This is a genomic window from Streptococcus sp. oral taxon 431 (assembly GCF_023110115.1).
In the GTDB taxonomy this organism is placed as follows: Bacteria; Bacillota; Bacilli; order Lactobacillales; family Streptococcaceae; genus Streptococcus.
The window spans coordinates 137,162-158,425 of record NZ_JALDVP010000002.1 but is presented as its reverse complement, the minus strand read 5'-3'; the positions used below and the strand labels follow the sequence as shown (position 1 = coordinate 158,425).

Sequence of the window (21,264 nt, the reverse complement as noted above, 5' to 3'; positions counted from 1 at the left end):
TATGGCAAAAACCATCTATATCGCAGGACTAGGTTTGATTGGTGCTTCCATGGCACTGGGAATCAAGCGGGATCATCCTGATTATGAAATTTTAGGATACAATCGTAGTCAAGCGTCTAGAGATATTGCCTTGGAGAGAGGAATGATTGACCGAGCGACGGATGATTTTGCCAGTTTTGCTCCACTTGCAGACGTCATCATTCTTACCCTGCCAATCAAGCAAACTATTGCCTTTATTAAGGAATTGGCCAACTTGGACTTGAAAGATGGTGTTATTATTTCTGATGCTGGATCGACCAAGTCAGCTATCGTGGCTACAGCTGAGAAGTGTTTTGCTGATAAGTCTGTTCGCTTTGTGGGGGCCCATCCCATGGCAGGAAGTCACAAGACAGGAGCTGCCTCTGCAGATGTTAATCTTTTTGAAAATGCCTATTATATCTTCACGCCATCTAGTCTGACAACTCCGGATACGCTCGAAGAAATGAAAGACTTGCTGTCAGGTCTCCATGCTCGTTTCATTGAAATCGATGCTGATGAGCATGACCGAGTGACTTCTCAGATTAGCCATTTTCCGCATATCTTAGCATCAGGCCTGATGGAACAAACTGCAAGTTATGCTGAAGAGCATGAAATGGCGCGACGCTTTGCGGCCGGTGGATTTCGAGATATGACTCGGATTGCTGAAAGTGAGCCAGGCATGTGGACTTCTATCCTCTTATCCAATCGGGATACCATTATTGAACGCATCGAGGACTTCAAGGGCCGTTTGGACGAGATTGGACAAGCTATCAGTAAGGGTGATGAAAACCAAATCTGGAATTTTTTCAATCAAGCGCGTGAGCAACGTCAGGCCATGGAAATCCATAAACGTGGCGGAGTAGATAGCTCATTTGACCTCTATGTAGACGTTCCCGATGAGGAAGATGTGATTTTACGCATCTTGGAATTGCTTCGTGGAACTTCTTTGGTCAATATCCATATCAATGAGGAAAACCGTGAGGATGTTCACGGGATTCTGCAAATTTCCTTTAAGAATGCTCAGGATTTAAAACGTGCTGAGCAAGTCATTACAGAAAATACTGACTACACAGTCGTTATTAAATAAGGAGGACAATTATGTCAAATATTTATGATAGTGCAAATGCACTAAGTCGTGGACTACGCGAATTGCCTGAATACAAGGCAGTTAAAGAAGCTAGAGATGCCATCCAAGCGGATTCAGAAGCAAGCAAAATTTTTGCAGATTATATTGCTTTTCAACATGAAATCCAAATCATGGCACAAACTGGTCAAATTCCAGATGCTTCTTTCCAAGAAAAAATGGAAAGTTTTGGCAAGCAAATTCAAGGAAACTCTCTCTTGTCAGAATTCTTTGCCAAACAGCAACAACTTTCTATCTACCTTTCTGATATTGAAAAAATTGTTTTTGAACCAATTTCAGAACTTTTAAAATAAGAATTTACCTCATAAAGTCAGGAATTTTTAAGAAATTTCTGACTTTTTATGATAAAATAAGAAAAAGTATTGTCAGTATGAGGGCCGGTATGAAATTAAAAACAAACATTAAGCACTTAAATGGTAGTATTCGCGTACCTGGGGATAAGTCCATCAGTCATCGCTCTATCATTTTTGGAAGCTTGGCTGAAGGTGAGACTAAGGTTTTTGATATCTTGCGTGGTGAAGATGTCTTGTCAACCATACAGGTATTTCGTGATCTCGGCGTAGAGATTGAGGACAAGGATGGTGTCGTTACCATTCAAGGTGTTGGGATGGATGGATTAAAAGCACCTCAGAAAGCCCTGGATATGGGGAATTCTGGGACCTCTATTCGTTTAATTTCAGGCGTCCTTGCTGGTGCAGACTTTGAAGTAGAGATGTTTGGAGACGATAGTCTTTCCAAGCGCCCAATGGATCGTGTAACTCTTCCCTTGAAAAAAATGGGAGTTACCATTTCAGGTCAAACAGAGCGAGACTTGCCACCGTTGCACTTAAAAGGAACAAAAAGCTTAAAACCTATTCAATATGAATTGCCAATTGCCTCTGCTCAAGTCAAGTCAGCCTTGATTTTTGCGGCTTTGCAGGCTCAAGGTCAGTCAGTCATTATCGAGAAGGAGTGCACTCGTAATCACACAGAAGATATGCTACATCAATTTGGTGGAGAGTTAAGTGTCAATGGTAAGAAAATCACTGTTCAAGGGCCACAGAAACTTAGTGGACAAACGGTTGTCGTACCAGGAGATATTTCTAGTGCAGCCTTTTGGTTAGTAGCAGGTTTGATTGTGCCAAATTCTCGTGTCGTGCTGAAGAATGTCGGTATTAATGAAACACGTACAGGTATTATCGATGTTATCCGAGCTATGGGCGGGAAATTAGAGATTACTGATATGGATCCAATTGCCAAATCTGCAACCTTGACTGTCGAGACTTCAGAACTAAACGGGACAGAGATTGGCGGGGCCTTGATTCCACGTTTAATTGATGAATTGCCGATTATCGCGCTCCTTGCTACCCAAGCTCAAGGGCAAACGGTCATCAAAGATGCAGAAGAACTCAAGGTTAAAGAAACGGATCGCATTCAAGTTGTCGCAGATGCTTTAAATAGCATGGGAGCAACTATTACTCCTACAGCAGACGGCATGATTATCAAAGGGAAATCTGCCCTCCATGGCGCTAGAGTCAATACCTTTGGAGACCATCGAATCGGCATGATGACAGCCATTGCAGCTCTCTTGGTTGCAGATGGAGAAGTTGAATTGGATCGAGCCGAAGCTATTAATACTAGCTACCCAAGCTTCTTTGATGATTTGGAGACTTTGATTCATGGCTAAGGTTTTACTAGGTTTTATGGGTTCAGGAAAAACTACTATTGCTAGAAAGCTGGATTCTGACTTCGTAGACATGGATGCCTTGCTGGAAGGCCGACTGGGGATGCCGATTGCTCGTTTCTTTGAAAAAAAAGGAGAAGCAGCCTTCCGTCAGCTAGAAGAAGAAGTACTGGCTGAACTGCTGAAGACAGATAAAGTTATTTCCACAGGAGGAGGAATAGTCATTTCTCCACGTAATCGTGCCTTGCTCAAGCAAAATCCAGACAACATTTACCTTAAAGCAGATTTTGAGACACTGTACCAGCGAATTTCAGCTGATAAGGACAATCAACGTCCACTATTTTTAAAAAATAGCAAGGAAGAATTGCTTACAATTTTTAAAGAAAGACAGGCTTGGTATGAGGAAGTAGCTAGTCAGATTGTAGATGTATCAAGTTTAAACCCAGATGAAATTATAGAGGAATTGAGATGAAAATTGCCTATCTAGGTCCCAAAGGATCTTTTTCGCACCATGTGGTGCAGACGGCTTTTCCTCATGAGGAACTAGAGCCTTTTTCAAATATTACGGACGTTATCAAAGCATATGAACAAGGTTTGGTAGACTATTCAGTAGTGCCAGTTGAAAATTCCATTGAAGGTAGTGTTCATGAGACCTTGGACTATCTTTTTCATCAAGCTCGTATTCAAGCTGTGGCGGAGATTGTGCAGCCAATTCATCAACAGTTGATGGCAGTGCCAGGGCAAGTTAAAATTGAGAAAATCTTTTCTCACCCACAAGCTTTGGCGCAGGGAAAGAAATTTATCGATGAGCATTATCCAGACGCTCAACTGGAGGTCACTGCCAGTACAGCCTACGCTGCGCGCTATGTTTCCGAGCATCCAGATCAGCCTTTTGCGGCCATTGCCCCCAAAAGTTCGGCTGGAGAATATGGTTTGGAATTAATTGCTCAAGATATTCAAGAGATGGAAGCCAATTTCACCCGCTTTTGGGTGTTAGGTCCCAAGGCACCGCAAATACCCTTGAATGCAAATGCTAAGAAAATGAGTCTAGCATTGACCTTGCCAGACAATCTTCCAGGAGCTTTATATAAGGCGCTTTCTACCTTTGCTTGGCGCGGGATTGACCTAACTAAGATTGAGAGTCGCCCCCTAAAAACAGCACTAGGTGAGTACTTTTTTATCATTGATGTGGACTATGCTGATAAAGAATTGGTCCATTTTGCTCAAAAAGAATTAGAAACGATTGGGATCCACTATAAAGTACTAGGAGCTTACCCTATCTATACCATACAGGATAAAGGGAAGGAGAAGGAATGACTAGAGAAAATCCTCTGACACACCATGAGAAACTACGTTACGACTATCTATTAAAAAACATCCACTATCTAAATGATAAAGAAAAGAGAGAGTTTGCTTTTTTACAAGCTAAGCTGGATGGTCAACAAGAAGCTCGTTCAGTTGTCGTAGAAGAAGCAGAAAGCCAAGACTATACGGAACCTAACACAGGTCTTCCGAGTTATACTAATCAAAGTCGAGCTAGTCGACGTAGTAGTCTATCGCAACCAAAAGCTAAGATTCCTAAGCAGAAGAAACCAAAGAAAAAAAGAGTCTTTCGCTTTAAACGCATACTTGCTTGGTTAGGAATGCTGTTGCTTTGTGCTGCAGTGGGAATGATTTTCATGTTCTTGAAAGGTTTCCAGTCAGCCAATCCGAATGGCTCAAGCGGATCGAAAGATGCCAAGGCTGCCCAAGTTGAAGTCTTTAATGGACAGGATACAAGAGATGGTGTCAATATTCTTATTTTAGGAACAGATGGCCGTATTGGACAGAATAGTTCAGAAACACGGACAGATTCTATTATGGTTCTCAATGTAAGTGGTAAGGATAAAAAGCTTAAGCTTGTAAGTTTTATGCGTGACAACCTAGTTTATATCGATGGTTATAGCCAAGTTATTAACGGACAAAAACAAGCTGACCATAAGTTGAACTTGGCCTACGAATTGGGGGAACAAGAAGGAAAACAAGGGGCTGAAATGGTGCGTAAGGTCCTCAAAGATAACTTTGATCTAGACATCAAATACTATGCTCTTGTTGATTTCCAAGCTTTTGCGACTGCTATTGATACGCTTTTCCCTGACGGGGTGACCATTGATGCTCAATTTTCAACCCTAAATGGAGTTCCAGTTACAGAAGCTACAGTTGGTGATGACTTGCATGCGACAGAAACAGAATCACCAACACAAACAATTAAAGTCGGAACACAACAAATGAATGGTTCTACTCTCCTTAACTATGCACGTTTCCGCGATGATGATGAAGGAGACTATGGCCGTACTCGTAGACAGCAACAAGTCATGACTGCTGTTTTACAGCAAATTAAAGATCCTACAAAACTTTTCACAGGTTCAGAAGCACTGGGTAAAGTATTCGCCATGACATCTACAAACCTTCCTTATACCTTCTTATTGACCAACGGTTTATCCGTCCTTGAAGGAGGTCAGAACGGTATTGAAAGACTAACAGTACCGGAACTTGGAGACTGGGTAGATGACTATGATGTCTATGGAGGCCAAGCCCTTCGAGTGGATCAAAAAGCTTACCAGAATAAGCTAGCCCAAATGGGATTCAGATAAAAAAATTAATTAAAGTCAAAGCTTGAAACATCTAACTAAATGGGTGTCTCAGGCTTTGATTTTTCTTAGTATCTGATGGATTTTTAGGGCTTTTTTATGGTATAATAAAACGATATAACTCGTTATTGGACAGAAGAGGAGAGACATGAGTGATTTGAAAGCGATTCAGGCTCGTAGTCTGGAAATGGCTGAATATTTCGTCGCATTTTGTAAAGAACATGATTTGTTGTGCTATCTTTGTGGTGGAGGAGCCATTGGCGCCCTTCGTAACAAGGGCTTCATCCCTTGGGATGATGATTTGGACTTCTTTATGCCACGAAAGGACTATGAAAAACTAGCAGAGTTATGGCCTCAATATGCGGATGAGCGTTACTTCCTATCAAAGAGTTCCAAAGACTATGTAGACCGTAACCTCTTTATCACCATTCGTGATAAGGAGACGACTTGTATCAAGCCTTATCAACAAGATTTGGATCTTCCCCACGGCTTGGCTTTGGATGTTCTTCCCTTGGACTACTACCCTAAAAATCCAGCAGAGCGCAAGAAACAGGTCCGCTGGGCTTTGATTTATTCTCTATTTTGTGCACAAACAATTCCAGAAAAGCATGGAGCTCTCATGAAGTGGGGTAGTACCATTTTACTAGGATTAACTCCTAAATCGCTTCGCTATCGTATCTGGAAAAAGGCTGAGAAAGAAATGACCAAGTATGGACCAGCCGAAAGTGATGGCATTACAGAATTATGTTCAGGGCCAGGATACATGAAGAAAAAGTATCCAATTCAAGCCTTTGAAGATAGCATTTTCTTACCTTTCGAAGGAACAGAGATGCCTATTCCAGTTGGTTACGATGCCTATCTAAGTACAGCTTTTGGTGACTATATGACACCACCGCCGGCAGACAAGCAAGTACCTCACCACGATGCCGTTATCGCAGATATGGATAAAAGCTATACAGAATATAAGGGAGAATACAATGCAAGAAAAAATTAGTATCATTGTTCCTGTATACAACGTAGAAAATTATCTTGAACGATGTGTTGAGTCGATTTTAAAGCAGACTTATACCAATTTTGAATTGCTTCTTATTAATGATGGTTCAACAGACCAGAGTGGTGACTTGTGTGATCAGCTGGCCTTGAGAGACCAACGAATTCGTGTGATTCATAAAGAGAATGGTGGCCTATCTGCAGCCAGAAATACAGGAATTGATCATGCTTCTTCAGATTTGATTGGCTTTATTGATAGTGATGATTATATTGATGAAGATATGTACGAAACACTCTACCGTCAATTAAGAGAGTCGAATGCAGATTTATCAATGTGCGGACACTACGATGTCTTTCATCAGATTCCTGAAAAACAAGTTTCAGAGATTAAAACTTGGAACCTTTCTTCAGAAGAAGCTATAAAAATGGTTATGGAAGCAAAGGTCTTATCAGTTACTGCCGTTAATAAATTATATAAAAAAGAGCTCTTCAATCATTTGAAATTTGAAGTTGGAAAAATTGCAGAAGATGCCTTTATTATGATTCGTTTACTGGATCAATGTCAGAAGGTTGTTGCGACTAATGAGAAGAAGTATTATTATGTCCATCGTGAAAATAGTATTACTACACAAAAATTCTCATTAAAATTCTTAAATGTGATTGAAGCATATGAGCAAAATGCGAATATAATAAGAGAGCACTATCCCGCAATCGCTGATGTTGCAACGATGCGTTTAAATTGGGCCTATTTCTATGTCTTGGATAGATTGTTGATTGATTCTGATTTTAAAGATAAACTACTAGAAGATAAATTGATAAATTATCTAAAACAAAATAGATTGAATATTTTAAGAGATGCTAGATTTACCAATGCTAGAAAAATAAGTTTTCTAGCTCTACTATTTAGCAGAAAGCTCTACACACAGATTTTACTTCGTCAACATAGCCGTTAGGAGAGAAAATGATTTCTATTATTGAGAAAAACTATTTTAAAATTAATCTGGTATTTTTATCAGTCATATCTTTTTATTGTATGGCGGGACTCATTGTTCCCCTTCAATTCATCTCTGCAAATAAATTTGTTACCCTAGGTATGACTCTTTTGGGAGTCCTATTAGGTTTATATAATTTCTTTGTAAAGAAGGCCTATTTATTTGTTAGAAAAATTGAGTACTTAATCATCTTTTTTGCCATGAATATTATCACAAGTTTACTGGTGATGAAGTATGGTTTTTCAACAAATATCAAGAACTTGGTAGTGTTCTTTATCTATTTCTTTGCTATTTACCCAATTTTTCAAAACTTTAGTAGAGAAAAATCTCGAATTTTGTTTAACGTATTCTTTTCAGTAATTACTGTTGCAAACACTGTTGGGGTTTTCTTATCTCTTGTTCAATTTTTTATGCTAATCGGATATAGAGTTTTCGATTATAAAGGCTTGTTGATTCGTCAAGGATTTGTTGAGTCACGCTTGTTTGGTATTTTAGCAAGTCCCAACTATCTTTCAATTATTTCCTTAATTATCATTATTTATTTATGGATGAGACTTTCTGCTTTAAACAAAATTGTTAAAACTCTAGCTATTTCTTCCATTATTTTAAACTTTGCCTATATAGTTCTATCAGGTTCAAGAACGACATATATTTGTTTAGTTGTAGCAGCATTTCTTTATTCTTTGATAAAATTTGAATATAGCAATAAGGCGAAATCTTTTGTCACTGTATTATTAACAGTTGGGCTAGTATTTTTATCATATAATGGTGTAAAGTATAGCAGTGATTTGTATTTAAAAGCTCATTCTGCGGAAATACAGCTCAATAAAGAAAAAGGTGAAAACAATAATTTAACTTTAGAGAGAACGGATACTAGCGAAGAAAATATCTCCAATAATCGTTTTGCTATTTGGCAATCGACAGCTTCATTTATTCCAAAGAGACCATTATTTGGTTACTCAGCGGGTAACTGGTATGAGTTAGGGAAAACATATGATGCAAGTGCATATATCATTAAAGAGCATTACTTGACTCATAATGGATATTTAGAAGTACTTTTCTATAATGGTATACTTGGTTTCCTACCTTTTGCTGCTTTCATGATTTCATTTATCTGGGCCAGCATCAAGAAATTCCTAAAAGACAAAAAGGATAAGATAACAGATAATGAGCTTGTTTCTGGTCTACTTATGACGGTTGTTATCTTAATTTCTAATTTGTTCTTGAGCTCAACTCTCTATGGTATTTCATTGTTGGGTTGTATTCTATTTATGATTTCAGGCTATTATTTCTCTGTTATTTCTAAAAAGAGAGATGGATACAGAAGACTATCTGAAGAAGAGATTAAAGAAGTAGAATTAGGAGTGATGGACTACATTCATAATCTCTGTCAAAAAGAGAATATTAATTATTCTTTGGCTTATGGAACTCTATTAGGAGCTGTTAGACATAAGGGGTATATTCCTTGGGATGATGATGTAGATATCTCTTTGAAACGTGATGAGTATGACAAGTTATACCAAGCAGTTCTACGGGACAATGACCCTATCTACAAAGTAGCATCTTGGGAAAATGACGCTCGCTATCCTTATCCATTTTATCGAGTATATGATGCACGTACAGTTTATGAGAATAACTATATTGAAAATGATATCGATTTAGGAATTTGCGTGGATGTTTTCCCATTTGATTATTATGCTGATGTCAACAAAGAGATGGTTAAACTAGATACCTATCGCAGACTTTCTGTATATACTCTCTATGGTATTCATAGTAAAAATGCTGGATTAAAGAATATTATCAGATATCTATTGGTTCTTGTTTTCCGTTTAACAAGAGTTAAAACTTGGAATAAAAAAATGAACCTTCTCTCAATGCAGGCTAATGATAGTGATTCTATTGATTATTTGATGGAAAATAAGAGAACTTCTACAAAATTTGAGAAGACGCTGCTTGATAAAGTAATGGATAGTCCATTCGAAGATAGAACCTACAAAATCCCTGAGGCTTTCCATCAAATCTTGTCAGCTATCTACGGTGATGATTTTATGGAAATTCCACCAGTTGAAAAACGAGTAAAACATGATGATTTTGTCGCTTATATAAAAGAGGTGTAAGACGTGTTACAATGGTTAAAAAGAAGCTTGGCAAGTCTTTTAGGGGACAAGAAAGACCTCATCAAGAACTTACCAATCATTAAAAGTCTCAATGACAAAGCGAACGTTGAATTGGACTCCAAAAGAAATGACTTGTTAAAAGACAACTTTGAAGAAATTCTTCAAACTATTTATAGTTCTCCTTTGAAAGATTATGATATTTGGCTGGATTTTGGGACCCTATTAGGCTTTTTCAGAGAAAATGATTTTATTAGCCATGACCTGGATATGGATTTTGGCATCATTATTCCAGATTATCAACGTTTTGTAGAGGATGAACAATATCTCTTGGAAAGAGGTTTCTCAAGAACTAAAGAATTTTACTACAATGAACAATTGGTAGAACTATCATACAGTTTTAAAGGTTTGAATGTAGATCTTATTGTTTATGATAAAAAAGGGGAAACAATATCCTCCGATACGATTTTCTTTATGATTAATGCTTTGGGAGTACCAACTCGTCATGAGGTCTATCATTACGAATTGCCATTCAGTCAATTACAAGTTGCTAACTTTAAGGGCGTAGATGTGAAAATTCCAGAGAATACTAGAGACTATATCAGTCACTTGTATGGAGCTGATTTTGAAACTCCAAATACTAATTATAATTGGAAAGAAAACCCAATCTATAAACCAGGTGATGCAAAATTAGCCCGAGTTGTTTTAAAGAAATAATCTAAACTTATAAAAAAATGAATCTTTATCTGGTCATATTACCATGAATTTTATGAAAGAAGTGATTTACATGAAGAAAATGAAACAATCGCTCTTATATAGTTTTATACTATTATCAGCTGCAACAAGTCAATTACAATCAGTGAAGGCGGATACTGTCTCAGCTGGTTCTGGGAACCGCATTCATTATATAAATACCAAAGGTGCTTCAGGAAGCGATGCTATTGTTCTTGAAAGCAACGGACATTTTGCCCTCATTGACATGGGAGAGGACTATGATTTTCCTGATGGTTCAAACCCTAAATATCCTAGTCGAGTTGGAATTTCCAACTTAAATTCGCAAGTTTTGGAAGATAGATTGTTCCGTCATCTAAGTCATCTGGGGGTTAAGAAACTTGACTTTATCCTTGGAACCCATGTCCATAGTGATCATATTGGGGCTGCAGACGAGGTCCTAAAACGCTATCCAGTAGAGAAACTTTATCTAAAAAGATATACAGATGAGCGAATTACCAGTAAGTGGCGTCTATGGGACAATTTGTTTAATTATGACAATGCTATCAAAACTGCCAAAGAAAAAGGTGTCACTCTAGTACAGGACATTAAAGAGGAGGATAGTCGCTTTAAATTTGGTGATATGGATGTCCAACTCTACAACTATAAAAATGAGTATGGTCCAGATGGCAAATTGAAAAGAGTCTATGATGACAACTCGAATTCCTTGGTAGCAGTTGTAACTGTAGCTGGGAAAAAAATCTACCTTGGTGGAGACCTAGATAACGCTGAAGGAGCAGAGGATAAGATTGGGCCAGAGATTGGTAAAGTAGATATGATGAAGTGGAATCATCACTATGATGCCAAGATTTCTAATACAATTCCTTTCCTAGACAACTTATCGCCAAAGATGGTGGTCCATACATCATCATACGATGCCAATCTTTCCTCAACCAGAGACTATCTCAAACGGAAGAATATACAAGTAGTCCATGCTTCGAGCCAAACAAAAGATGCAACTGTTTTTAACATTAGCGATAAAGGCTTTACTGATGTTTCAGAATCCTTCCCAAATATTCCCAAAGTAACTGAAAAGTGGTACAAAGAAGATGGATTCTGGAAATATCGCTTGAAAGACAATCAAATGGCCATTGGATGGCATAGATTAGATGATGGAGACTATTATTTCTTCAATGGTAAGGGCCAAATGCTAGCAGGTAGCTGGTTACACATTCAGGACAGCAGAGAAAAACTAGAAGGTAACTGGTATTACCTCAATAGCAATGGTAAGATGCAGTATGAGGGTTGGTTCAAGCAAGGTGGTTCTTGGTACTATATCAGTTCAACGGGAGCAAGACTTTATAATGAACTAGCTGAAATTGGTGGTCAAAAATATCTCTTTGATAAAGATGGTAAAATGCTGACTGGCTTACAAGTCTTTAATGGCAAGAAGATGTTCTTTGCAAGTAATGGTAGCCTACAGGCTCAAGGAAGGGCTTCTAGTTGGCAAAAGATTGGGGTAAGCTGGTATTATTATGATGGAGATGGTGTTCCTTCAGTTGGTCTGAAAAAAATTAATGGAAAGACCTACTACTTTGACAACTATGGAATCATGAAAACTGGCTGGGCCTTCCTTAATGGTCATTGGAACTATTTCACTAGCGATGGGGATATGAAAACTGGCTGGGTCAAAGACAAAGATATCTGGTATTATCTAGATAAAGACGGTGTCATGTTAACAGGCCTTCAAGAAATTAATGGTTCACGCTATTATCTCAATGCAAGTGGCGCTATGCAGACCGGTTGGAAATGGCTCGATAACCATTATTACTACTTCGTAAGTAGTGGTGCCATGAAGACAGGTTGGCTCAAAGATAAGGACATCTGGTATTATCTAGATAAAGACGGTGTCATGTTAACAGGCCTTCAAGAAATTAATGGTTCCCGCTATTATCTCAATGCAAGTGGTGCTATGCAAACTGGTTGGAAATGGCTCGATAACCATTATTATTACTTCACTAGTAGTGGAGCGATGAAGACTGGCTGGTTAAAAGATAAGGACACGTGGTACTATCTAGACAAAGAAGGTGTTATGCTAACAGGCCTTCAAGAAATTAATGGTTCCCGTTATTATCTCAATGCAAGCGGTGCTATGCAGACCGGTTGGAAATGGCTCGATAACCATTACTATTACTTCGCAAGCAACGGAGCGATGAAGACAGGTTGGTTCCAAGATAACGGCCGTAAGTATTATCTTGACACTGAAAATGGTCAGATGGCAACTGGTTTATACAAGGTAGATGATCAAAGTTATTACTTTGATGCTAACGGAGCAATGCAGACTGGTTGGAAACAACTGAATGGTAACTGGTACTATTTCCAAACAAATGGTTCTCTCCTAAGAAATGGAACAAGTCCTGACGGGTACAGGCTTAATGCAGATGGAATTTGGACGACTGTTACAACCGAGGAAACAACTCAGGAACAAACTGTGGCAAATAGTCAGGGGCACATTTTCGAAACAACAGAAGTTGAGAGAACTCAACAAACTGAGAGCTCATCTGTTACGTCTGAGGAAAAGAATCAATCTACTGAACCTAAGACACAAACGAGCCAAGAAAAGAATTAAGTTTCTAACTGATTTTTAATTAAATTTTTCTACAATAAAAACACCTATAAAGCTTAAGCTTTATAGGTGTTTTGTTAACTTCGTTTGATTTTTGCACGAACTAGATCTATTGCATAGTGAAGGGTTTTATCCTTAATGATAAAGAGAGCGAAAGCATAATAGATAGCACATCCGGCAATTGTAGCTACTACCATACTGAGCATAGCCATATTCACTGTGTATGAATGAACTTGGAAGAGAATCTTACAGATATAGTAAATTGGAATAAAGCCTAGTGACACAATTGTGTAGCGAGCTAATGTTCCAAAGATTTCTTTCAAATCCAAGAGTTTATGTTTCTGAATAAAGCGGATTTCAAGCAGAACCACAATTGCCTCAGCAATAATCGTTGTCCCGATGTAGTAGGCAGGAGTAAAGATGTTGTTGAAAAGGAGTAGAGAGTTTAGGATGACATTGACACCGCCGCCGATAAAGTAGAAAGCTGTTAATCGGTTTTCATGGTCATTGATAAAGATAATCTGCTTTCCAAGGATTAATTCGATGGCCCAGATAATGGTTCGAAAGGCAAAGACGCTTGTTACAATTCCTGCTTCTATATATTTCTCAGAAGAGTAGATAACTGTCGCATAAGTTCCTAAAACCATGATTCCGATGCTAGTCGGAATTATAAGAAAGTAGAAGAGAGCCGCTCCTTGGTTTACCAGATTTTTATATGAAGTATAATCTTTTTTTCCTAAGTAGTAACCAAGTCGAGGAATGCTGACATTGATAGCTCCACTCAGGACACTAGCAATCAGCATAACAATACTTGAAGCAATAGTGTAGTAGGAGATGTAATTCTCATCAGGTCCTTTGGTAATGAACATACGGTCTAGCAAGGTGTAGAGCATATTGGCATTTGCTAGAAGCAACATGGTCAGAAGTGGCTTAGATGCTTTGATGAGTTCAATAACTTCAATCTTGACAAAGGAAACCTCTCGTTTAATCCATAGGAAGCTGAGTAGATAGTTGATAATGGTTGTTGCACTCATGATTGTAGCATAAGGAACAATGTCATCAGGTGTCTTAACGAAGGCGAAGATAGCGACCAACATTCCAATGCGAATCACGAGTGTTTTATAAAGGATAAAAGAATAATTCTCATAGGCTTCATTCATCCATTCGATATTCAGAAATTGGAAGAGAGCTTGGATTCCAAGGATATAGTAAAGAATTTTTAGATTGACAATACTAGTATCAAAATAAATAAAGAGGAAATAGATAGCTGTTGTTACAACTGAAGTAATGAGCGAAATATAGAACAACTTAGAAAAGACATAATTAATCTTATTTTTGTCATCCTTTACTTTACTAATTGCTCGAATCCCATAATTGTAAATCCCAAAGGCAGCTAGTGGAATGACGAAGCTCGCCCAGGTGTTAGCTGTGTTAAAGTAGCCGTAATTTGATTTACTAAGAATCCGCGTTAGATAGGGATTAGTAATCAGGGGAAAAACGATGTTTAAAATATTGACCAGCAAGCTAGCCAAAGCATTAACTTTTATATTTTTCATGAAACTTTCTTTCTTACATTCTAAAATAGATACTAGTATTATATCACATTCCAACGCCATTCTTTTGATAAAATCATTTAAATCTTGTATAATAGATAGAACTGAAAGTATGAGGTTACGAACTATGAAAATGAAACAAATCAGTGATACGACTTTAAAAATCACGATGTCTTTAGAAGATTTGATGGATCGTGGAATGGAAATCGCAGACTTTCTCGTTCCACAAGAAAAAACAGAAGAGTTTTTCTATGCCATTCTGGATGAGTTAGAGATGCCAGACAGTTTCTTGGATACAGGTATGCTTAGCTTCCGAGTGACACCGAAGCCTGATAAGGTTGATGTCTTTGTAACCAAGTCTAAGATTGACCAAAATTTGGATTTTGAAGATTTGGCAGACCTTCCTGACATGGATGAACTAGCAAAAATGTCTCCAGATGAGTTCTTGAAAACATTGGAAAAGACCATGGCAGAGAAAACTAAAGAAGACATTGAAGCTATTCAATCTCTAGAGCAGGTTGAAAAAGAAGAGGAAGCAGCGATTGATGAAATTGCTGAGGTGGATGAAGGGAAAAGAGAACCTTATATCTACTACATCCTACGCTTTGACGACTTAACTAGTTTGGTTTCTTTTGCGAAAACAGTTGATTACCAAATGGAGACTTCAGAACTTTACAAAATGAACGACCAATACTATCTAACAGTCTTGGTTGATGTAGAAGATCATCCAAGTCTTTATCCAGCTTGGTTATTGGCTCGCATGCGTGAATTTGCAGATGATAGTGATATCAGCCGTTCAGTTCTCCAAGAATACGGTCAAATCATCATCAATCACGATGCCGTCCAAGGACTCCAAAAAGTATAAATAGAATTATAAATGAGACAGAGATGGACATTCTCTGTCTTTTTGGTTAGAAAATAGATGAATCGACAGAACGTGGGCTATGTCCCTAGCTTGCTAAAATGATGAAAAAACGATATCATAGAAAGGAGTAAGTGAGGTAAAGTATGGACCAAGGACAATTACAAAAAGAGGTAGAGGAAATCCTAGAAGATGTATTAGCAAAAGCTTCTCTCCATGAGGGAGCTCTCTTTGTTTTGGGCTTATCTTCCAGTGAGGTGATAGGAGGACACATCGGGAAAGCCTCTAGTCAAGAAATTGGAGAATTAATTGTTAAAAGAATCTTAGAAATCTTATCAGCTAGAGGAATCCACCTAGCAGTTCAGGGATGTGAACATGTCAATCGGGCCTTGGTAGTAGAACGAGAGGTTGCAATCAAATACAATCTCGAAATTGTGAGTGTTCTTCCGACACTGAACGCTGGAGGATCAGGGCAATTGGCGGCCTTTCGCTATATGAAAGATCCAGTTGAGATCGAATTTATCAAGGCAGATGCAGGACTCGATATTGGAGATACGGCTATAGGGATGCATATCAAGCATGTTCAAGTACCGATACGTCCAGTTTTGAGATCAATCGGCCAAGCCCATGTAACTGCCCTCGCTAGTCGTCCAAAACTGATCGGAGGGGCGCGTGCCCAATACCCACAAGATTTTATAAGAAAAATATAGATAAAAAGTTGAAAGCTCTCGTCTGCTAAGCAGGTGGGAGTTTTCTTGTCATCAAGAAGCGCTATTAATTTCCGAGCAGATTTCAAGTATTTTTAGGATGCTAGGTATATAATAGAGCTATAATACAAAATCTATATTCATATATCTAATAAGAAAGGTGATGAAAATGAAAATATGGCAAGCAACTGTATTGGTTTGCGCTAGTCTGGTCTGTCTATCGGCTTGTAACAATCAGACGACGAGCGAGGCTGATAAACAAAATGGAGACAAAAATGCGCAAGTTAGCTCTCAAACTGCAAAAAAAGGGGAAGAAGTTCCAGACTTTGAACTCACGGGAGTTGATGGTAAAACGTATCGCCTATCAGATTACAAAGGCAAAAAAGTCTATCTCAAATTTTGGGCTTCATGGTGTTCTATTTGTCTAGCTAGTCTGCCTGATACAGATGAACTGGCAAAAGAAGCTGGAGATGACTTTGTCGTTTTGACAGTCGTTTCTCCGGGTCAAAAAGGAGAGCAAGCAGAAGGAGACTTCCAAAAATGGTATCAGGGCTTGGACTATAAAAATCTCCCTGTCCTTCTAGACCCTTCGGGAAAACTCTTAGCAAGTTACGGAGTCCGTTCTTATCCAACTCAGGCCTTTATTGATAAAGAAGGTAAACTAGTTAAGACCCAGCCAGGCTTTATGGACAAGGAAACTATTTTACAGACCTTAAAGAGTATAGATTAGAGGTTTATTATGAATGATAAATTAAAAATAGTCCTGTCGATTGGAATCATTATCTTCCTTATTTTAGGAGTTTTATTTCTTTGGGAAAAAAGAAGCGCTAGCTACACTGATACCTCTCAAATTGAGAAGGCAGCAGTTAGTCAGGGGAAACATGCTAAGAAAAATACTGAGCCAAGAAAAGATGCTGACCTACATGATATTTATCTAGCGGGAGGTTGTTTCTGGGGTGTCGAAGAGTATTTTTCACGAGTAGCAGGTGTGACAGATGCTGTTTCTGGCTATGCGAATGGCAGGGGAGAAACAACCCAGTATGAATTGATTGGCCAAACAGGTCATGCTGAAACTGTTCATGTGACTTATGATGCCAATCAAATTACATTAAAAGAAATCCTGCTCCATTATTTCCGCATTATCAATCCAACTAGCAAAAACAAGCAAGGTAATGACGTAGGAACCCAATATCGCACGGGAGTCTACTATACAGATGAAAAAGACCTAGAAGTCATCAATCAAGTCTTTGAGCAAGTTGCTCAAAAGTATGACCAGCCTCTAGCGGTTGAAAAGGAAGCCTTAAGTAATTTTATCGTGGCTGAGGACTATCACCAAGATTATCTCCAGAAAAATCCCAATGGATATTGCCATATCAATGTCAATCAAGCATCCTATCCTGTTATTGATGCCAGTAAATATCCAAAACCGAGTGACGATGAATTGAAAAAACTTCTCTCTCCTGAGGAGTATGCAGTGACTCAAAACAGTCAAACAGAACGCGCCTTTTCAAATCGTTACTGGGATAAATTTGAATCAGGAATTTATGTGGATGTAGCAACAGGTGAACCTCTCTTTTCTTCAAAAGATAAATTTGAATCGGGCTGTGGTTGGCCAAGTTTTACCCAGCCTATCAGTCCAGATGTTGCGACCTACAAGGAAGACAAGTCTTATAATATGGTCAGAACAGAAGTCAGAAGTAGAACTGGTGATTCCCATCTAGGACATGTCTTTACAGACGGACCTCAGGACAAGGGGGGACTTCGCTATTGTATTAACAGCCTGTCTATCCGTTTTATTCCAAAGGATCAAATGGAAGAAAAGGGTTATGGTTATTTGTTAGATTATGTTGAGTGAACGTGATATTCTTAAAAAGAGTTTACTAAAAATGTTTTAGATTCATATTTGATTTTTTTAGAAGTGTTGACTTTAATATTTGAAGTTTAATCGCTCTTAAATAAAGATATTTTTAAACAAAAGAAAAAAATTATCAAAAAACGATAAAAAAGTGTTGCATTTCAAAAAAATTATGCTATACTAGATATATCGATAAACAATAATAAGTTTTCGAGTAGTAACAAAAAGAGCTCATTTGTTGCTAAAACTAAAAATATTTTATAAAAGAGGAAATCATCATGAAAAAAACTACATCAACTAAAATCGTAAACTTTACTAAATCACTTGTTACACTAGGCTCTAATTTCGGAATTTTTACCCTCAGTTTCTTTAGTATCGCTTCCTTAGTTCTTCTCCTTGGTCAATTTGATATCAGCCAACTAATGCCTGAAGGTGGAGAGGTAACAAAGTCAGGCTACGAAGCGTGGGGAGGAGTTAATGCCTTTGTTCTAACCTTTGTTGCTGGTAATACACTTCTGACATATGGCCTTATCAAATTAAAACAGTTTGCTAAGAACTTTAAGGAAAGCGATCTTTTTGAAGATACAACCATTTCATTCTTGAAAAAAGGTGCAGTTTTAATGACACTAGTAGGAGCAATCCAAGGTATTACAGAACTTATTCTTAACCCAGCTCATATTATTTTTAACTTCTCGATTGCAGCATTTTTGTTTATTGCTAGCTTAGTGCTTACTTCTATCAAAAATCAATTTTCAGATAAAGTAGCATAATACATGTACGTAAGACTTACTAATATTGTATAATATAGTAGAGATTAGAAACGAGGTTTTGAAATTAATGTCTAAGAAAAATTCCTACTTACCATTTGCTTTAGGTTTTATTAATATCCTACTTTTTATCTTGGGAGTATCTTTAGTTATATCCATCCTTTTAACAGTTTTCAATGTAACTGAGATTAGCCTATTTAACCTTGGGACTATTTCCTTAAAACCTGATATGGTGAATACTTCAATACTAGTGAGTGCTTTGTCCTTTATCAATAGCTTTATCATTCTGTTTGTACTATTCTGTGTTAGACAGTTCTTCCAAAATATTATTCATGAACAGATTTTTACAAGTCATAATGTCAAACTTGCTAATCGTATTTCTCTTTCTCTCTTTATTGCCTCATTTCTAGGAGATGGTATTTTGACACTCAATGGTTATTCATTTCTAAATATAACTTTCATGGTTACTGCTCTCGTTGTTTGGACAATTGGTAAAGTCCTTGAAAAAGCAAACGAAATTGCAGAAGAAAATGAGTTTACAATATAGAGAAAGGAGAATATCACATGATTGTTATTAATCTAGATGTCGAATTAGCAAAGAAAAAAATGCGTTCAGGAGATTTAGCAGAACGTGTAGGTATTACTCCCGCAAATCTTTCAATACTGAAAACAGGTAAGGCCAAAGCTATACGTTTTTCAACGCTAGATGCCATTTGTAAAGAACTTGGGTGCCAACCTGGTGATATATTGGAATATGTGCCAGATTAAAAAGTGGTTCAGCATAAGCTGAACCTTTTTATTTTGTTAAATTATATAAAGAATTCTAAAACATTTCCTGATAATCTGATAAAAAATACTGACTAGATAAATTCTAGGGACCTTCTTATTTATGGTATACTTAGAATATGCATAGAAAAACAGTGATTGATTTTAGGGCTTTGGGCGAGAGATATACCTTTACCCAGCCTATCAAAGAGTTAAAAACCAGAGATTTAGCAGAAGTGACGGACTTATTAGCTCAAGTGGAAAGCTATCAAGAGCAAGGCTATTATGTGGTGGGTTATGTCAGCTATGAAGCTGCACCTGCTTTTGAGGAAAAATTAGCAGTACACTCAGGTCCCTTGTTAGGAGAGTATCTCCTCTATTTCACTATTCATGATAGTGTAGAAAAATCCAGTATCCCTCTGACTTATGAGGAGGTGGATTTGCCATCAAATTGGCAGGAAGTAACATCTGCTGAGGACTATGAAAAGGAGATTGCCCAAATTCACCATCATTTAAGACAAGGGGATACTTATCAGGTCAATTATACTGTCCAACTCAAGCAGGAGTTGTCTGCCAATCCTTTTGCTATCTATAATCGTATGGTGGTGGAACAGGAAGCGGGATATAATGCTTACGTAGAGCATGATGATATGGCAGTGATTTCCATGAGTCCAGAACTCTTTTTTGAACAAAATGATCGTGAGTTGACGACTCGTCCTATGAAGGGCACAACTAAACGTGGTTTGAACAACGATGACGACTTGAAAGAGGCGGCTTGGTTGGAACAGGATCCCAAAAATCGTTCAGAAAACATGATGATAGTGGACCTCTTGCGAAATGACATGAATCGTATTTCTGAGGTAGGAAGTGAGCATGTGGAGCGTTTATGCCAAGTGGAGCAGTATTCTACAGTTTGGCAGATGACTTCAACTATCAAGAGTCAGTTACGACCGGATGTAGACCTTGTTGAAATCTTTCGTTCGCTCTTTCCATGTGGCTCCATTACAGGAGCTCCCAAGATAGCGACCATGGAAATTATCAAGAACTTGGAACCACAAGCGCGTGGAGTATACTGTGGAACTGTTGGTCTCTTACTGCCCAATGGACGACGGATTTTCAATGTGGCTATTCGAACTATTCAACTGCATGGAGGGCAAGCCATCTATGGTGTCGGAGGTGGCATCACTTGGGATAGTACTTGGGAGTCAGAATACCGTGAAGTCCATCAAAAGGCAGCTGTTCTTTACCGAAAACAACCTCGTTTTCAGCTGATTACTACAGGGAAAATTAGCCAGAAGAAATTACTTTTTGAAAATCAACATCTAGAAAGACTGCGAAAGGCTAGTCGTTATTTTGCCTTTCCATTTGACCAAGAAGTTTTGAGACAAAAAATAGAGAAGGAGTACCAGTCTTGTGACATCCGTCAAGATTATCGGATACGAATCAGTCTCAGCAAGTCTGGAGAAATAGAAATTGAACGACAAGTATTGACACCACTTAGCTCTAACTTTTGTCAGGCCAAACTTTGTCTACAAGAAGCTGATTTGGAGCAGGCCTTTACTTACTTTAAGACGACACACCGACCACATTTGACAGTGGGAGAGCAGGAAATCATCTATCACACTGCTGATGGAAAATTGCTTGAAACCTCTATTGGGAATCTGGTCTTAAAAATGGATGGCAAGCTCTATACACCTCCTAGTCAGCTAGGTCTTTTACCAGGGATTTATCGCCAGCATTTACTTGAAAGCGGGCAGGTAGAAGAGAAGGTCTTAACTTTATCAGATTTGAAACAAGCAGAAGTTATTTATGCCTGCAATGCGGTTAGGGGCTTGTATGAGTTAAAAATATAATGGCTATTAAATAT

The 21,264-nt window shown here is 38.1% G+C and carries 20 protein-coding genes; 19 read left to right on the top strand and 1 reads right to left on the bottom strand.

What is annotated here, in order from left to right:
• The first annotated feature begins 1 nt into the window (after window position 1).
• The 11 genes from M1F91_RS03635 to M1F91_RS03585 all read left to right on the top strand — a co-directional run bounded on the left by M1F91_RS03635 (window position 2) and on the right by M1F91_RS03585 (window position 12,891).
• Window positions 2–1,105, top strand: a complete 1,104-nt coding sequence (locus tag M1F91_RS03635) for a prephenate dehydrogenase (protein ID WP_247912681.1) — start codon at window positions 2–4, stop codon at window positions 1,103–1,105.
• Between the two features lie 11 nt (window positions 1,106–1,116).
• A complete protein-coding gene (locus tag M1F91_RS03630; protein WP_247912680.1) occupies window positions 1,117–1,455 on the top strand; it encodes a YlbF/YmcA family competence regulator in 339 nt (112 codons plus the stop codon).
• Window positions 1,456–1,544: 89 nt separating this feature from the next.
• Window positions 1,545–2,828, top strand: coding sequence for a 3-phosphoshikimate 1-carboxyvinyltransferase (gene aroA, locus M1F91_RS03625; protein ID WP_247912679.1), 1,284 nt, complete (start codon window positions 1,545–1,547; stop codon window positions 2,826–2,828).
• Window positions 2,821–3,297, top strand: a complete 477-nt coding sequence (locus M1F91_RS03620; RefSeq protein WP_247912678.1) for a shikimate kinase — start codon at window positions 2,821–2,823, stop codon at window positions 3,295–3,297. The genes aroA and M1F91_RS03620 overlap by 8 nt, the downstream gene beginning before the upstream one ends.
• Window positions 3,294–4,142, top strand: a complete 849-nt coding sequence (gene pheA, locus M1F91_RS03615) for a prephenate dehydratase (RefSeq protein ID WP_247912677.1) — start codon at window positions 3,294–3,296, stop codon at window positions 4,140–4,142. The genes M1F91_RS03620 and pheA overlap by 4 nt, the downstream gene beginning before the upstream one ends.
• Window positions 4,139–5,458 carry an LCP family protein gene (locus M1F91_RS03610; RefSeq protein WP_247912676.1) on the top strand — a complete coding sequence of 440 codons (1,320 nt, stop codon included), beginning with the start codon at window positions 4,139–4,141 and terminating at the stop codon, window positions 5,456–5,458. The genes pheA and M1F91_RS03610 overlap by 4 nt, the downstream gene beginning before the upstream one ends.
• Before the next feature lie 145 nt (window positions 5,459–5,603).
• Window positions 5,604–6,449 (top strand): phosphorylcholine transferase LicD, encoded by an 846-nt coding sequence (locus M1F91_RS03605; protein ID WP_247912675.1) that lies wholly within the window; start codon window positions 5,604–5,606, stop codon window positions 6,447–6,449.
• Window positions 6,433–7,398: a glycosyltransferase gene (locus M1F91_RS03600; RefSeq protein ID WP_247912674.1), complete on the top strand. Its 966-nt coding sequence runs from the start codon at window positions 6,433–6,435 to the stop codon at window positions 7,396–7,398. Before M1F91_RS03605 ends, M1F91_RS03600 begins: the two co-directional genes overlap by 17 nt.
• An 8-nt stretch (window positions 7,399–7,406) precedes the next feature.
• Window positions 7,407–9,554, top strand: coding sequence for a LicD family protein (locus tag M1F91_RS03595; RefSeq protein ID WP_247912673.1), 2,148 nt, complete (start codon window positions 7,407–7,409; stop codon window positions 9,552–9,554).
• Between the two features lie 3 nt (window positions 9,555–9,557).
• A complete protein-coding gene (locus M1F91_RS03590) occupies window positions 9,558–10,268 on the top strand; it encodes a LicD family protein (RefSeq protein ID WP_247912672.1) in 711 nt (236 codons plus the stop codon).
• A gap of 70 nt (window positions 10,269–10,338) precedes the next feature.
• On the top strand, window positions 10,339–12,891 hold the full coding sequence (locus M1F91_RS03585; RefSeq protein ID WP_247912671.1) for an MBL fold metallo-hydrolase: 2,553 nt from the start codon (window positions 10,339–10,341) through the stop codon (window positions 12,889–12,891).
• Window positions 12,892–12,965: 74 nt separating this feature from the next.
• Here M1F91_RS03585 and M1F91_RS03580 read toward each other — a convergent pair whose 3' ends face one another.
• A complete protein-coding gene (locus M1F91_RS03580) occupies window positions 12,966–14,444 on the bottom strand; it encodes an oligosaccharide flippase family protein (RefSeq protein WP_247912670.1) in 1,479 nt (492 codons plus the stop codon).
• A gap of 124 nt (window positions 14,445–14,568) precedes the next feature.
• Between M1F91_RS03580 and mecA the strand changes: the two genes are divergently transcribed.
• From mecA to pabB, 8 genes are all read left to right on the top strand, one after another.
• Entirely contained in the window at window positions 14,569–15,306 is a 738-nt protein-coding gene (gene mecA / locus M1F91_RS03575) for an adaptor protein MecA (RefSeq protein ID WP_070678029.1), read from the top strand.
• Between the two features lie 143 nt (window positions 15,307–15,449).
• Window positions 15,450–16,013 carry a TIGR01440 family protein gene (locus M1F91_RS03570; RefSeq protein ID WP_247912669.1) on the top strand — a complete coding sequence of 188 codons (564 nt, stop codon included), beginning with the start codon at window positions 15,450–15,452 and terminating at the stop codon, window positions 16,011–16,013.
• A 166-nt stretch (window positions 16,014–16,179) separates the two neighbouring features.
• Window positions 16,180–16,740, top strand: a complete 561-nt coding sequence (locus M1F91_RS03565; RefSeq protein WP_247912668.1) for a redoxin family protein — start codon at window positions 16,180–16,182, stop codon at window positions 16,738–16,740.
• A gap of 9 nt (window positions 16,741–16,749) precedes the next feature.
• Window positions 16,750–17,865, top strand: a complete 1,116-nt coding sequence (msrB, locus tag M1F91_RS03560) for a peptide-methionine (R)-S-oxide reductase MsrB (protein ID WP_247912667.1) — start codon at window positions 16,750–16,752, stop codon at window positions 17,863–17,865.
• A 278-nt stretch (window positions 17,866–18,143) separates the two neighbouring features.
• Window positions 18,144–18,635 (top strand): hypothetical protein, encoded by a 492-nt coding sequence (locus tag M1F91_RS03555; RefSeq protein ID WP_247912666.1) that lies wholly within the window; start codon window positions 18,144–18,146, stop codon window positions 18,633–18,635.
• Window positions 18,636–18,702: 67 nt separating this feature from the next.
• Window positions 18,703–19,179, top strand: a complete 477-nt coding sequence (locus M1F91_RS03550) for a DUF2975 domain-containing protein (RefSeq protein ID WP_247912665.1) — start codon at window positions 18,703–18,705, stop codon at window positions 19,177–19,179.
• Window positions 19,180–19,196: 17 nt separating this feature from the next.
• Complete coding sequence (locus tag M1F91_RS03545) at window positions 19,197–19,400, top strand: helix-turn-helix transcriptional regulator (RefSeq protein WP_024054000.1); 204 nt, start codon at window positions 19,197–19,199, stop codon at window positions 19,398–19,400.
• A gap of 137 nt (window positions 19,401–19,537) precedes the next feature.
• Window positions 19,538–21,250, top strand: a complete 1,713-nt coding sequence (gene pabB / locus M1F91_RS03540) for an aminodeoxychorismate synthase component I (RefSeq protein WP_247912664.1) — start codon at window positions 19,538–19,540, stop codon at window positions 21,248–21,250.
• Window positions 21,251–21,264: the final 14 nt, after the last annotated feature.

What these genes read in the sequence shown, in the direction of transcription:
- msrB (WP_247912667.1), top strand. Translation starts at nt 16,750, where the DNA reads ATGAATGATAAATTAAAAATAGTCCTGTCGATTGGAATCATTATCTTC.
- aroA (WP_247912679.1), top strand. Translation starts at nt 1,545, where the DNA reads ATGAAATTAAAAACAAACATTAAGCACTTAAATGGTAGTATTCGCGTA.
- M1F91_RS03635 (WP_247912681.1), top strand. Translation starts at nt 2, where the DNA reads ATGGCAAAAACCATCTATATCGCAGGACTAGGTTTGATTGGTGCTTCC.
- pabB (WP_247912664.1), top strand. Translation starts at nt 19,538, where the DNA reads ATGCATAGAAAAACAGTGATTGATTTTAGGGCTTTGGGCGAGAGATAT.
- mecA (WP_070678029.1), top strand. Translation starts at nt 14,569, where the DNA reads ATGAAAATGAAACAAATCAGTGATACGACTTTAAAAATCACGATGTCT.
- pheA (WP_247912677.1), top strand. Translation starts at nt 3,294, where the DNA reads ATGAAAATTGCCTATCTAGGTCCCAAAGGATCTTTTTCGCACCATGTG.
- M1F91_RS03570 (WP_247912669.1), top strand. Translation starts at nt 15,450, where the DNA reads ATGGACCAAGGACAATTACAAAAAGAGGTAGAGGAAATCCTAGAAGAT.
- M1F91_RS03550 (WP_247912665.1), top strand. Translation starts at nt 18,703, where the DNA reads ATGTCTAAGAAAAATTCCTACTTACCATTTGCTTTAGGTTTTATTAAT.
- M1F91_RS03620 (WP_247912678.1), top strand. Translation starts at nt 2,821, where the DNA reads ATGGCTAAGGTTTTACTAGGTTTTATGGGTTCAGGAAAAACTACTATT.
- M1F91_RS03565 (WP_247912668.1), top strand. Translation starts at nt 16,180, where the DNA reads ATGAAAATATGGCAAGCAACTGTATTGGTTTGCGCTAGTCTGGTCTGT.
- M1F91_RS03545 (WP_024054000.1), top strand. Translation starts at nt 19,197, where the DNA reads ATGATTGTTATTAATCTAGATGTCGAATTAGCAAAGAAAAAAATGCGT.
- M1F91_RS03580 (WP_247912670.1), bottom strand. Translation starts at nt 14,444, where the DNA reads ATGAAAAATATAAAAGTTAATGCTTTGGCTAGCTTGCTGGTCAATATT.
- M1F91_RS03630 (WP_247912680.1), top strand. Translation starts at nt 1,117, where the DNA reads ATGTCAAATATTTATGATAGTGCAAATGCACTAAGTCGTGGACTACGC.
- M1F91_RS03605 (WP_247912675.1), top strand. Translation starts at nt 5,604, where the DNA reads ATGAGTGATTTGAAAGCGATTCAGGCTCGTAGTCTGGAAATGGCTGAA.
- M1F91_RS03595 (WP_247912673.1), top strand. Translation starts at nt 7,407, where the DNA reads ATGATTTCTATTATTGAGAAAAACTATTTTAAAATTAATCTGGTATTT.
- M1F91_RS03610 (WP_247912676.1), top strand. Translation starts at nt 4,139, where the DNA reads ATGACTAGAGAAAATCCTCTGACACACCATGAGAAACTACGTTACGAC.
- M1F91_RS03585 (WP_247912671.1), top strand. Translation starts at nt 10,339, where the DNA reads ATGAAGAAAATGAAACAATCGCTCTTATATAGTTTTATACTATTATCA.
- M1F91_RS03555 (WP_247912666.1), top strand. Translation starts at nt 18,144, where the DNA reads ATGAAAAAAACTACATCAACTAAAATCGTAAACTTTACTAAATCACTT.
- M1F91_RS03600 (WP_247912674.1), top strand. Translation starts at nt 6,433, where the DNA reads ATGCAAGAAAAAATTAGTATCATTGTTCCTGTATACAACGTAGAAAAT.